At 76.2% G+C, this 12,834-nt stretch carries 5 protein-coding genes, 2 tRNA genes and 1 pseudogene; 4 read left to right on the forward strand and 4 right to left on the reverse strand.

What is annotated here, in order from left to right; genetic code table 11:
- The first annotated feature begins 475 nt into the window (after nt 1-475).
- Together cobT and cobA are read left to right on the forward strand one after the other, a co-directional pair.
- Entirely contained in the window at nt 476-4,315 is a 3,840-nt protein-coding gene (gene cobT / locus ACFWIC_RS17425) for a nicotinate-nucleotide--dimethylbenzimidazole phosphoribosyltransferase (protein WP_380519246.1), read from the forward strand.
- Between the two features lie 104 nt (nt 4,316-4,419).
- Nucleotides 4,420-5,682: a uroporphyrinogen-III C-methyltransferase gene (cobA, locus tag ACFWIC_RS17430; protein WP_329949818.1), complete on the forward strand. Its 1,263-nt coding sequence runs from the start codon at nt 4,420-4,422 to the stop codon at nt 5,680-5,682.
- 58 nt (nt 5,683-5,740) lie between these two features.
- Here the strand turns inward: cobA and ACFWIC_RS17435 are convergent, their stop codons facing one another.
- Complete coding sequence (locus tag ACFWIC_RS17435; RefSeq protein ID WP_329949819.1) at nt 5,741-8,509, reverse strand: SpoIIE family protein phosphatase; 2,769 nt, start codon at nt 8,507-8,509, stop codon at nt 5,741-5,743.
- Nucleotides 8,510-8,607: 98 nt separating this feature from the next.
- On the opposite strand from ACFWIC_RS17435, the gene ACFWIC_RS17440 reads away from it, so the two are divergent.
- The gene (locus ACFWIC_RS17440) at nt 8,608-9,414 is read left to right on the forward strand and encodes an RNA methyltransferase (protein WP_329882286.1); all 807 of its coding nucleotides are present in this window, start codon (nt 8,608-8,610) and stop codon (nt 9,412-9,414) included.
- 705 nt (nt 9,415-10,119) lie between these two features.
- Here the strand turns inward: ACFWIC_RS17440 and ACFWIC_RS17445 are convergent.
- Nucleotides 10,120-11,667, reverse strand: a pseudogene (locus ACFWIC_RS17445) (serine/threonine-protein kinase); the annotation flags it as partial.
- Between the two features lie 416 nt (nt 11,668-12,083).
- Here ACFWIC_RS17445 and ACFWIC_RS17450 point away from each other — a divergent pair.
- Nucleotides 12,084-12,284 (forward strand): hypothetical protein, encoded by a 201-nt coding sequence (locus tag ACFWIC_RS17450; RefSeq protein ID WP_380519248.1) that lies wholly within the window; start codon nt 12,084-12,086, stop codon nt 12,282-12,284.
- 343 nt (nt 12,285-12,627) lie between these two features.
- Here the strand turns inward: ACFWIC_RS17450 and ACFWIC_RS17455 are convergent.
- Nucleotides 12,628-12,699: transfer RNA gene (locus ACFWIC_RS17455), tRNA-Val, on the reverse strand.
- Between the two features lie 41 nt (nt 12,700-12,740).
- Nucleotides 12,741-12,812 (reverse strand) — tRNA-Val (locus ACFWIC_RS17460).
- Nucleotides 12,813-12,834: the final 22 nt, after the last annotated feature.

Raw genomic sequence — 12,834 nt, forward strand, 5'->3', positions numbered from 1 at the left:
GGAAGGCGCGGTGGCAGGCGCGGCCGGTCCGACGGTGATCCAGGTCGCATCCGGACACCGATTCGAGAGGCGGCGCCGCCGGGCCGGTAGTGTGGCGTCCGGGACGGCTGCGACGTCCGACAGCCCGCCCGATCCGGTCGGTTTGTCGCCTTTTTGACGTGGTGCAGGCCGGTACGGCTCGGAGTGTGGGCAATTCGACGGGCCGCCTGCCGGACCTGGAGAATGCCGTAGGGTCCGGTGCGGTCGTGCCGGTTGCCCCGGCTTGTCGTTGTTTCAGATGACGCGCCACCCCTCGCGGGTGGTGCGCGGGCCGGGGTGCCGCAGCGCGCCGGAAGGACTTCGGCCGCAGCGCCTCGGCGCGGCGGCCATGTGTGGTTGAGGGGCGGGCCGGTGCAGGCCCGGCCCGTGCGGATGGGCGCTGCGGTCGGTGATCGCGTCGCCGAGGGCGCGGCAGCGGCCTGGAAGGAGCTTTGACATGACCGATGGCGGCCACGTCCCGAACGAGGGACTGCCGGAGCACCTGCTCGCCGGGCCCGACCCGCTCGGCGGCCCGGAGGGCGTCGCGGCTGTCGCACCCGTGCAGGGCGTCGCGACGGACGGTGCGGTCCCCGGACAGCTGATCCCGAACCCCACGGTTCCGGGTGCGGGCTTCCCGGGCGCGGTGCCCCCCGGCGCGGGTGTCCTTCCGCCGCAGGGTGTCCCCGGCCAGGCCCCGCCGCTCGGCGCGCCCGGCTTCGTCCAGGCCCCGGGCGTTCCCGTCGGCACCGGTGTCCCGGGCGCCGTCGGCGAGGGCTGGGCCGCGGACCCGGGCGCCCCGCGCCCCGCCTTCCACTTCCTCGACCAGCCCGACCAGCCGGACGGGCTCGACGACGAGGACGACGTCCTGCTCATGCCCGGCCCGCAGGGCTCGTGGGGCGAGCCGGCCGCGACCGCCGCCGACCAGCAGGTCGCGCCGGGCACCCCGGTCGAGCCGTCCTGGCCGCCGCTGGACCCGCCGCCGCTCGGCGTCGACCCGGCCGTCCCGCAGGCCCACGGCGCACCGCAGGCGCCGTTCCCGGCGCAGGCCGGTCAGGCCGTTCCCGTCCAGCAGAGCCCGGAGCAGGCCGCGGCCGCCCAGGCGCCGCGCCGTCCGCTGCACGCCGGACCGCCGATCCCGGACCCGTCCCTGATGACCGGCCAGGTCCCGGTCCGCTCGCTCGCCGACCGCGGACCCTCGCAGGGCGGCACGCCCGCGCACGGCATCCCGGTGATCCCGGCCGCCGTCCAGCCGGAGCCGCAGGCCGTCCCGGTCGTGCAGGCCCAGCCGGTGCCGCACGTGCAGCCTTTGCCCCAGGCCCAGGACGTCCGGCCGGTGCCGGACGCCGTGCCCGTGCCGCAGCCCGTGGACGGCGACGTCCAGCAGGCCCCCGACGTCGAGGTCCCGGTGGCCCCTGAGGCCGTCGCGGCCACCGAGCCCGTCGCCCAGCCCGTTGCCCAGCCTGTCGAGGTGACCGAGCCCGCGCAGGCCGAGGCGGTGCAGGCCGAGGCCGCCCCCGCCGTGCCCGCGGGAGAGGCTCCGGGCACCGACGCGCCGAGCTCCGAGGAGCCGTCCGCCGAGCAGCCGGTCGCCGTCGAGGCCCCGGTCGCCGTCGCGCAGCCCGTCGCCCCGGCCGGACAGCCCCGCCGGATCTCCGCCTTCCTCGCCGCCCCGACGCCGCACGGTCTGCCCCAGGTGGAGGCGGTGGACCAGCCGGCCCCGGCCGTCGCCGAGGACGCGGCGCAGCAGTCCGCGCCCATAGCGCTCGCCGGGCAGCCTGCGGCGGAGGCCACCGCCCCGGCGCCCGAGGCCGTCCCGGCCGCCGAGCCGGCCCCGGCCGAGCCGACGGCCGTCGCTGTGTCCGAGACGGTGGACGGCCCCGTCGAGAACGCGGAGGCCGCCGCCGCGACCGCCGTGGGCACCGGCGAGATGCCCTCCGGCCGGTCCGTCGCCGGCCCGGCCGCCGAGCCTGCCCCGGCGGACGCCGCTCCGGCCGACGCGGTCGCGCCCGTCGAGGCCATCGTGTCCGTCGAGGCCGCCGCGCCCGTCGAGGCCGCGGACGGCGGTGCCGCCGACGCGGTCCAGCCGGCCGTTCCCGCCGAGCCGGTGGACGCCGCCGGACAGCCCGTCGTGCAGGCCCCGGAGGCCGGGGAGACCGCCGAGGCGGCCCAGGCCGCACCCGAGACCCCCGTCGTCGAGACCCCTGCCACCGAGGCCCCCGTCGCCGGCCTCCGGGCCGCCGGGGTTCCGGTCGCCGAGGCCCCGGTTGCCGAGGCCCCGGTTGCCGAGGCCCCGGTCGCCGAGGTTCCGGCCGCGGCCGAGCCGGCCCCCGCCGAGGAGCCGTCGCCCGCCGAGGCCCCCGCCCCGGTCGAGCCCGGGACCGTCCAGCCCGCCGAGCCCGGCACCGACGCCACCGCCCCGGCCGAGGCCACGGTGCCCGCCGAGCCCGCCGAGCCCGCCGAAGCCGCTGAGGCCACGGTGCCCGCCGAGGTCCTCGCGGAGGCCGTCGAACCCGCCGAGCCGGCCGAACCCGCCGAGCCGCGCGGCCCGGCGGCCCCCGGCTACGACGAGGCCGGTCGCGAGGCCGTCCACCAGGTGATCCGCGAGCGCCGCGACATCCGCAACGGCTTCCGCCCGGACCCGATCCCGCACGAGGTGCTGATCCGGGTCCTGGAGGCCGCCCACACCGCGCCCAGCGTCGGCTACTCGCAGCCCTGGGACTTCGTGGTCATCCGCTCCGCCAAGACCCGCCGCAAGATGCACGGGCTGGCCGAGCGGCAGCGCGAGGCGTACGCCGACTCGCTCCCCAAGGGCCGCGCCAAGCAGTTCAAGGAAATCAAGATCGAGGCGATCCTCGAGACGCCCGTGAACATCGTGGTCACCGCCGACCGCACCCGCGGCGGCCGGCACACCCTGGGCCGGCACACCCAGCCGCAGATGGCCCCCTACTCGGCGGCCCTCGCCGTCGAGAACCTCTGGCTGGCCGCCCGCGCCGAGGGCCTCGGCGTCGGCTGGGTGAGCTTCTTCGACGAGGAGGAGCTGGTCCGCGAGCTCGGCCTGCCGGAGCACCTTGAGGTCGTCGCCTACCTGTGCGTCGGCTTCGTCGACGCCTTCCCGGACGAGCCCGAGCTCCAGCAGCAGGGCTGGGCCAAGAAGCGCCCGCTCTCCTGGGTGGTCCACGAGGAGCAGTACGGCAACCGCGCCCTGCCCGGCGAGGAGCCGCACAGCCTGCTCTCCGAGACCCTGCGCGGCATCCGCCCGCTGGACGCCAAGGCGCTCGGCGAGGCCTGGGACCGGCAGAAGCGGATGACCAAGCCGGCCGGCTCGCTCGGCATGCTGGAGATCATCTCCGCCCAGCTCTCCGGACTCTCCCGCAAGTGCCCGCCGCCGATCCCGGAGCCCGCCTGCGTCGCGGTCTTCGCCGGCGACCACGGCGTGCACGCCCAGGGGGTCAGCCCCTGGCCGCAGGAGGTGACCGCCCAGATGGTCGGCAACTTCCTGGCCGGGGGAGCGGTGGTCAACGCCTTCGCCCGCCAGATCGGCACCGAGGTCTGCGTGGTCGACGTCGGCGTGGCCGCCGAGCTGCCGGACGCGATCCAGCAGGGCCGCACCACCGGTCTGCTGCCGCGCAAGGTCAAGCCCGGCACCGACGACATGACCAAGGGCCCCGCGATGACCCGCGAGGAGGCCCTCAAGGCCATCGAGGTCGGCATCGAGACCGCCCGCGACCTCGTCGCGGCCGGTAACAAGGCCCTGGTCACCGGTGACATGGGGATCGCCAACACGACCGCCTCCGCCGCCCTGATCTCGGTCTTCACCGGCCTGGACCCGGCCGAGGTCACCGGGCGCGGCACCGGCATCGACGACGCGACGCACGCCCGCAAGATCGAGGTCATCCGCACCGCGCTGGCCCTGCACCAGCCGGACCCGGCCGACCCGATCGGCGTCCTCGCCGCTGTCGGCGGTCTGGAGCACGCGGCGATCGCCGGCTTCCTGCTCGGCGCCGCCTCGCTGCGCACCCCGGTGATCCTGGACGGTGTGATCGCCGGTTCGGCCGCGCTCGCCGCCAAGGCGATCGCCCCCGAGGTGCTGGCTGCCTGCATCGCCGGCCACCGCTCGGCCGAGCCCGGCCACCAGGCCGCGCTGACCAAGCTGGGCCTGCGTCCGCTGATCGACCTCGACCTGCGGCTCGGTGAGGGCACCGGTGCCCTGCTGGCCCTGCCGCTGGTGCAGAGTGCGGCCCGGGCGATGCACGATGTAGCCACGTTCGACTCCGCCGGGGTCACCGAGAAGGCCTGACGCCCTCCCGCACCGCTCCGCGTACCGGCCCGAGGGCGCGCCGTGACGCGGAGCGGTGCGGCGGCGTACCCCCACCACCCTCACCCGATCCAGGAGCACCGCCGATGACCGCGCCCACCCCTCACCCCAGCACCGAGGGCCGCACCCCGTACCCGGTCGGCCTGCTGCTCGCCGGCCGCCGCGTGGTGGTCGTCGGCGGCGGTCACGTCGCCCAGCGCCGGCTGCCCGCCCTGCTCGCCACCGGCGCGGACGTGCACCTGATATCCCCGGTCACCACCCCGGCGGTCCAGGCGATGGCCGACGCGGGCGAGCTGGCCTGGCACGAGCGGCGCTACCGGGACGGCGACCTGGCCGACACCTGGTACGCGCTGGTCGCCACCGACGACCCGGCGGTGAACACCGCGGTCAGCGCGGAGGCCGAGCGCGAGCGGGTCTTCTGCGCCCGCAGCGACGACGCGGCCGCGGCCACGGCGTGGACGCCGGCCAGCGGGCGTGACGCGGGTGCCACGGTCGCGGTCCTCACCGGGGATCCGCGCCACTCCGCGGCCCTGCGCGACTCGATCGTGGAGGGGCTGCGGGACGGCTCCCTCGCCGCCCGCCAGTACCGTGCGCACGGTGCGGGGGTGGCGCTGGTCGGCGGCGGTCCGGGCGACCCGGACCTGATCACCGTCCGGGGCCGCCGGCTGCTCGCCGACGCCGACGTCGTGGTGGCCGACCGGCTGGCGCCGCGCGAGCTGCTCGCCGAGCTGCCGGAGCACGTCGAGGTGATCGACGCCTCGAAGATCCCGTACGGCCGGTTCATGGCCCAGGAGGCGATCAACCGGACGCTCGTCGAGCACGCCAAGGCCGGGAAGTTCGTCGTCCGCCTGAAGGGCGGCGACCCGTACGTGTTCGGGCGCGGCGGCGAGGAGCTGCTCGCCTGCGCGGAGGCCGGGCTGCCGGTGACGGTGGTGCCCGGCATCTCCAGCTCGATCAGCGTGCCGGCGGCGGTCGGCGTGCCGGTCACCCACCGGGGGATGACGCACGAGTTCACCGTGGTCTCCGGTCACGTCGGCCCGGACGACGAGCGCTCGCTGACCAACTGGGACGCGCTCGCCGGGATGACCGGGACGCTGGTGCTGCTGATGGCGGTCGACAAGATCGGCGCGATCGCGGCCCGGCTGATCGAGGGCGGGCGCCCCGCGGACACCCCGGTGGCCGTCGTCCAGGAGGGCACGACCGCCGCCCAGCGCCGGGTGGACGCGACCCTGGCCACCGTCGCCGCCACCGTCGAGGCCGAGCAGATCAAGCCCCCCGCGGTCATCGTCGTCGGCGACGTCGTGGACGTCCTGGCCGCCGCGTCCGGCACCGCCCCCGCCCGGTCCTGACCTCCGGCTCCGGCCCCGGGCCCACGGGCCCGGGGCCGGGCGGCGCCCCCGCCGGCCGCTACTCCAGCGGCTGCTCCGTCCAGATCACCTTCCCGGTGGCCGTGTACCGGGTGCCCCACCGGTCGGCGAACTGGGCGACCAGGAAGAGCCCGCGCCCGCCCTCGTCCGTGGTGGCCGCGTACTTCAGGTGCGGCGAGGTGCTGCTGGTGTCCGACACCTCGCAGATCAGCGACCGGTCACGGAGCAGCCGGACCCGGATCGGCCCCGTCCCGTAGCGGATCGCGTTGGTGACCAGCTCGCTCAGGATCAGCTCGGTGACGAACGCCGCCTCCTCCAGCCCCCACTCCTCCAGCCGTTCGGCCACCGCCGCCCGCACCCCGCCCACCGCCGCCGGGTCGGACGGCACCTCCCACTCCGCCACCCGGTCCGGCGACAGCACGTGGGTCCGCGCCACGAGCAGCGCGATGTCGTCCTGCGGCCGCGCCGGCAGCAGCGCCCCCAGCACGTCCGCACAGGTCTGCTCCGGCGTCCTCGGCGGCCCGGCGAGTGCGGCCCGCAGCAGCTCCAGCCCCTCGTCGATGTCCCGCTCGCGGTCCTCCACCAGCCCGTCGGTGTACAGCACCAGCCGGCTGCCCTCGGCGACCTCCAGCTCGACCGTCTCGAAGGGCAGCACCGCCAGCCCCAGCGGCGGCCCGGTCGGCAGCTCCGGGTAGACCACGTGCCCGTCCGGCCCGACGAGCGCCGGCGGCGGGTGCCCGGCACTGGCCAGCGTGCACCGCCGGGACACCGGGTCGTAGATCAGGTACAGGCAGGTGGCACCCGTCACCGCCGCCGGGCCGCCGGTCGCCGACTCCTCCTGGTCGATCCGGTTGACCAGCTCGTCCAGGTGCCCGAGCAGTTCGTCCGGCGGCAGGTCGAGGGTCGAGAAGTTGTGGATCGCCGTCCGCAGCCGGCCCATGGTCGCCGCCGCGTGCAGCCCGTGCCCCACCACGTCGCCGACCACCAGCGCCACCCGCGCGCCGGGCAGCGGGATCACGTCGAACCAGTCCCCGCCCACCCCGGCCTGCGCCGGCAGGTACCGGTGCGCCACGTCCAGCGCGTTCTGGTCCGGCAGGCTCCGCGGCAGCAGGCTGTGCTGCAGGGTCACCGCCATCGCGTGCTCCCGGGTGTAGCGGCGCGCGTTGTCGATGCAGACGGCCGCGTGCGCGACCAGCTCCTCGGCGAGCGCCAGGTCGTCCTCCTCGAAGGCGTCCGTCCGCTCCGAGCGCCAGAACCGGGCCACTCCCAGCAGCACGCCGCGGGCCTTCACCGGGACCCGCACCAGCGAGTGCACCCCGTACGCGAGCACCTGCGCCGCCCGCTCCGGGTCCTGGTCCCGCCAGGCCGACGCCTCCGCCAGCCGCGGCTCGACCGCCGGCAGTCCGCTGTGCAGGGCGCCCGCCAGCGGCGTCGACGGCACCACCTCCAGCACCGTTCCCACCGGGTAGAACGGCGAGTCGTCCCGCACCCCGGCGAACGCCGCCCGGCGCATCCGCCCCAGGTCCGGACCGGGCGGCGGTTCCTCGCCCGCCAGCACCTGTTCGGCGAGGTCGATGGTGACGTAGTCCGCGAACCGCCCCACCGTGACCTGCGCCAGTTCCTCCGCGGTCCGTTCGACGTCCAGCGTGCTGCCGACCGCCACCCCGGCGTCGTACAGCAGCCGCAGCCGTCGTTGCGCGACCTCGGCCCGCCCGGTCAGGGCCATCAGCTCGGTCGAGTCGCGCAGCGTGGCGACCGAGCCGGGCGGCCCGCCGTCCTGGTCGGTCGGCCGGACGTTCACCGCGAGCAGCCGCTCACCGGCGAGCACGACCTCGTCGGTGACCGCCCGCCCGGCGGTCAGCAGCTCCGCGGGCGCCCGGTCGAGCCCCAGTTCGGCGACCGGCCGGCCCTCGGCGTCCGCCGGGAGGTCCAGCAACCGGCGTGCCTCGTCGTTGCAGAGCAGCAGCAGCCCGTCGCCGCCGATGATCAGCACGCCCTCGCGCACCGCGTGCAGCACCGCCGCGTGGTGCTCGTACATCCGCGTCATCTCGGCCGGCCCGAGTCCGTGCGTCTGCCGCCGCAGCCGGCGGCTGACCAGCGCCGTGCCGCAGGTGGCCAGCCCGAGCGCGATGGCGGCCGCGCCCAGCACCACCGGCAGCTGCCGTTCGCTCGCGCTGCTCACATTGGCGATCGTGATGCCGGCGGACACCATCCCGACCACCTGGCCGTCCGGCGCGTGCACCGGCACGATCGCCTGCACCAGGGGTCCGATGGTGCCGACGACCTGCTCGACCACGACCTGTCCCTGGAGGGCGGGCTGGTAGGTCCCCACGAACTTCTGACCGATCCGGTCCGGGTTGGGGTGGGTGAAGCGGATGCCGTCGGTGTTGAGCACGACGACGAAGTCCACACCCGCGTTGACCGCCACCGACTGCGCCTTGGGCTGGAGGATCGCGGTCGGGTCGGGGGAGCGCAGCGCCTCGACCATGCCGGGCGAGTTGGCGAAGGTCTGGGCGACCGCCACCGACCGGTTGGTCGCCTCCTGCCGGGCGTCGTTGCGGGACTGGACGACCAGTGCGACGACGGCCGCGGCCACCAGCAGCAGGACCACCACGACCTGCAGCGCGAACACCTGTCCCGCCACCGACCGGCTCTTCGCCGGCCCCTGTCGGGCCGCTCGGGGTTGCTGGTGCCGACCGTGTGGGCGCCCACCGGCGGAGCCGGCGGTACCGGTGGATCGGGGCGAGGTGGTGGAACCGGATGCACCAGCGGCCGACGGAGCCCAGGATCGGCCCGGAAAACGGGCCATACGTCATATTTGCACTCCGCCCGGCAGGGGGCCAAGGGCACCACCCCCGACCCTTGGGCCGTTTGGCCTTCCCCGGCCCGGCTTGGCAAGATCGCAGGGTGTCCGAACCCAGCACCATCACCGACCCCGCCGACCCGCGCCTCGCCGACTACACCGGCCTGACCGACGTCGAACTCCGCCGCCGCCGCGAACCCGCCGAGGGCCTCTTCATCGCCGAGGGCGAGAAGGTCATCCGCCGCGCGCTGGCGGCCGGCTACCGGATGCGGTCGATGCTGCTGACCGCCAAGTGGTTGGACGTGATGGCCGACGTCATCGCGGACGCCGACGCCCCCGTCCACGTCGTCGAGCCCGCGCTGGCCGAGGCCGTCACCGGGTACCACGTCCACCGCGGGGCCCTCGCCTCGATGGAACGCCGACCGCTGCCGGACGCCGCCGAGGTGCTGGCCGGAGCCCGCCGGGTGGCCGTCCTCGAAGGCCTGGTCGACCACACCAACCTCGGCGCGATCTTCCGCAGCGCCGCGGCGCTCGGCATGGACGCCGTCCTGCTCTCGCCCGACTGCGCCGACCCGCTCTACCGGCGTGCGGTCAAGGTCTCGATGGGCGCCGTCTTCGCCGTGCCGTACGCCCGCCTGGACCCGTGGCCGGCCGCGCTGGACGCGGTCCGCGCCGCCGGGTTCAGCCTGCTGGCCCTCACCCCCGCCGAGAGCGCCGTCGACCTCGCCGGCCTGGCGCCCCACCGCCTGCCCAAGGCCGCCCTGATGCTCGGCGCGGAGGGCGACGGCCTCACCCGGGCCGCCGTCGGGGCCGCCGACCACGCGGTCCGCATCCCGATGGCGCACGGCATCGACTCGCTCAACGTCGGCGCGGCGGCGGCCGTCGCCTTCTACGCCGTCACCGCGGCCTGACGGATCCGGTGCGCACGGGACGTCGGCCGGTCCGACGTCCGGTGCGCCGGGCCCGATCCGGGCGGGCCCTCGGCCCGGTGGCCCTCAGCCCGTCGGGGCGGTGGGCGGGGCGGGAGCCGCGGCGGGCGGAGCGGTGACGGCCGGCGTGGTGGAGCCGGAGCCCGGCCAGGACTCCTCCAGGGTGCCGTCCGCGCGCACCGTGTACCGGGTCGAGGTGGCCGAACCCGTCTGGGCGACCCGCTCCTCCCGGACCAGCGCACCGTTCTCCAGCCGCCAGGTCGCCGTGGCCTGCGGATCCGCGGCCGAGGAACGGGAGGCCAGCGCGACCGGCGCGTCCCCGTTGAAGGAGAACAGCTGGACGAGGTCGACCGGCACCGAGCCCTCGGAGCGGCGCAGCACCACCAGGGCCGCCGGAGCCCCCTTGTACCGCGCCGGGAGTACGGCGCTCAGGACGATCTGGGGTCCGGTCCCCGCGGAGCGGCCGTCGCGCAGGGTGACGGCCGCTCCGCTCGCCGGATCGGGGTAGGCGCGGTTCGGCCAGTCCACGGCGGGCCCGGCGCCCTGTGCCGGGCCCAGCGCGCCCTCGCCGGCCACCGCGCTCGCGCGCGCCGCAGCGGTGAGCGGAGAGGCGGACTGGGCGATGCCGTCGGCGGAGAGGCCGGTGCCGGCCGAGCCCGCCGGGCCCTGGGCGGGGGTCGACGGCGGGGCCGCGCCACCCTGCTGCTCGCCCGCACCCGGCGCCGCCGGGGCCGAGGCCGAGGGCCGCATCCCCTGGTTCTCCCGGTTCTCGCACCCCTGCGCCGCGGCGATGGCGAGCGCGACCCCGACCGTCACGGTGACGAAGACCACGAGGCGCTGCCGGAGCAGCCGCTGCCGGGCCGCACCCGGACGGCCGCCCGGTACGGGTGTGTGCTGCCGGTCCTGGGCCCGCCCGCGCGGCCGGGCCGGCCGCCGGTCCCGCTCCCGCGCGCCGCCGGGTGCACCGGGGCGGCCGGGCGGAGGGGTCTGCTGGCGTTCGCGCATCGGCCGGGTGGCCTGGGCCGCGTCGGGCCGGGGGAGCGGTGCGGTGGCCGCCTGCCCGCCCTGGCCGGGGGCACGTCGCGGCGGCCCGCCGGGGGGTCCGGCGGGCCGGCCCACCGCTCCGGCGCGGGCGCGCGAGGCCGCTGCCGGGTCCGCTGCCCGCCCGGGGGCCGGGACACCGCGCGGGGCGGCGGCCGGTGGTCCCGGCGGGACGCTGCCGGCCGGCCGGACGGCGGCTCCGGGCCGCCCCTCGGTGCCGCGCGCGGTGAGCGGCCGGGTCGCCCCGGGGGCGGCTGCGGCGGCGCCACCCGGGGCCGCCCCGTTCCGCTCCGCCGCGGCGTCGCGTGCCGTACTGCCGTCGGAGGAGCCGCGGTTCCGTCCGAACGTCCCGCCGGAGGCTCCGCCCGCCGCGGTGCCGCGCGCGGCCAGCTCGCTCAGCCGCTCGTGCAGGGCGGCGGCGCCGGGCCGTTCGGCGGGCTCCTTGGCCAGGCAGGCCCGGATCAGCGGTGCCAGCTGGGGCGGTACCGCGGTGAGGTCGGGCTCCTCGTGGACGACCCGGTAGAGCATGACCTCCGAGGAGGCGCCCGAACCGAACGGGGTGTCGCCGGTGAGCGCGTACGCCAGGGTGGCCCCGAAGGCGAAGACGTCGGTCGCGGGCGTGACGGCGGCCCCCCGGACCTGCTCGGGCGCGAGGAAGCCCGGGGAGCCGACCGCCGTGCCGACGTGGGTCAGGGTGCTGGCCCCGCGGGACCAGGCGATACCGAAGTCGATGATGCGCGGGCCGCGTGGCGAGAGCAGGATGTTGGACGGCTTGAGGTCCCGGTGGACGACCCCGGCCTCGTGCACCTTGACCAGCCCGTCGGCGAGCGCGGCTCCGATCCGGGCCGCTTCGGGCCAGCTCAGCGGTCCGTCGTCGCCGACCCGCTTGTACAGCGACGGCCCGGGGACGTACGCGGTGGCCAGCCAGGGGCGGTCGGCCTCGATGTCGGAGCCCATCACGCGGGCGGTGCAGGCGCCCCGGATCTTGGAGGCGGCGGCGATCTCGCGGGCGAAGCGGGTGCGGAACTCGATGTCCTCGGCCAGTTCGGCCCGGATCAGCTTGAGTGCGACGCGCTGCCCCCGGCGGTCCGAGCCGAGATAGACCACCCCCATCCCACCGGCTCCCAGCCGCCGGTGCAGGCGGTACGGCCCGACGATGCGGGGGTCCTCACGCCTCAGCCGCATCATCGCCATCTTCGTTCCCCGTCAGACCGTGGGTGAGGCCCCGTCGGTTGGGGCGTCGTCAGTTCCTGTCTGGCACAGCTTACGGACTGCCTGCTGCGGTGTGCTGATACGCAACACCTCAAGCCACCGTCCGATAGTCCGATCTTGGACTGACCTCGGGACGCGGCTGCTGAAACGTTTCTCGGGGTCGCCCCTCAGGGTTCCCCCGGGGGTGCGACGGAGGACGTCTCCCCCTGCGGTAGTAGTCCCCAGGTCCGAGCGTCATCCTCCGGGAGGCCCGGAGAACAGTACGACGGCATGACGCCCACCGAACCCCTCGGGCCATAGCGTTGTCCTCAGCGGTGGACGGGGAGCTCGTCCCCCGAGGTAAGCCGTCCACCGCGTCCACCTTCACACAGAACTGCTCACGAATCAGGAGTCAGGGCATGGCAGCGCAGCTCACGGGAACGACCTCCCGCCGCCGTCGGCCGGCCTTCACTCAGCCCCAGGCCGCGGATCCCACCAGGCACCCGGCCGTGGCGGTGGCCATGGCACTGCCCTGCGCGGTGCTGCTGGTCAGCCTGTTCGGGGGCTGGGAGCAGATGGCGACCCAGGCTCAGGCGGTCGCCGATCTGATCGGCCACTGACCCACCGGCCGGGACCGGTCGGCCTCCGGGCCGGCCCACAGAACGGGCACTGGATCCCCTGGGGACGGGGAGCCGGTGCCGCCGGGGAGGCCGCGACCGCGTTGACACGCGGACGGGCGAGAGCGGTGCGCAGAGCACCCCGGCAGGAGGAGATGCCGCGTACGGTCGTCGGTGAGGGCGACCGTACGCGGCTCTTCTGTCTTTCGAGGCTGTCGGCCGACCCCCCCCGAAGCTTCCCCCGTGTCCGCACGGGAGCCGCAGCCGGGCACGTGGTTCGGGCGGTTCGGAGCACGCAAAAGGCCGGGGCCGCGACTCTTCAGAGTCGCGGCCCCGGCCGTTACTGTGCGCGATACTGGGATTGAACCAGTGACCCCTACCGTGTCAAGGTAGTGCTCTCCCGCTGAGCTAATCGCGCCTGGTGCGGCGGTCCTGCAGCAGACCCCGGAGGATCCGACGTGCGCGATACTGGGATTGAACCAGTGACCCCTACCGTGTCAAGGTAGTGCTCTCCCGCTGAGCTAATCGCGCCTGGTGCGGCGGTCCTGCAGCA

Source organism: Kitasatospora sp. NPDC127035 (assembly GCF_042726075.1).
Classification (GTDB): Bacteria; Actinomycetota; Actinomycetes; order Streptomycetales; family Streptomycetaceae; genus Kitasatospora.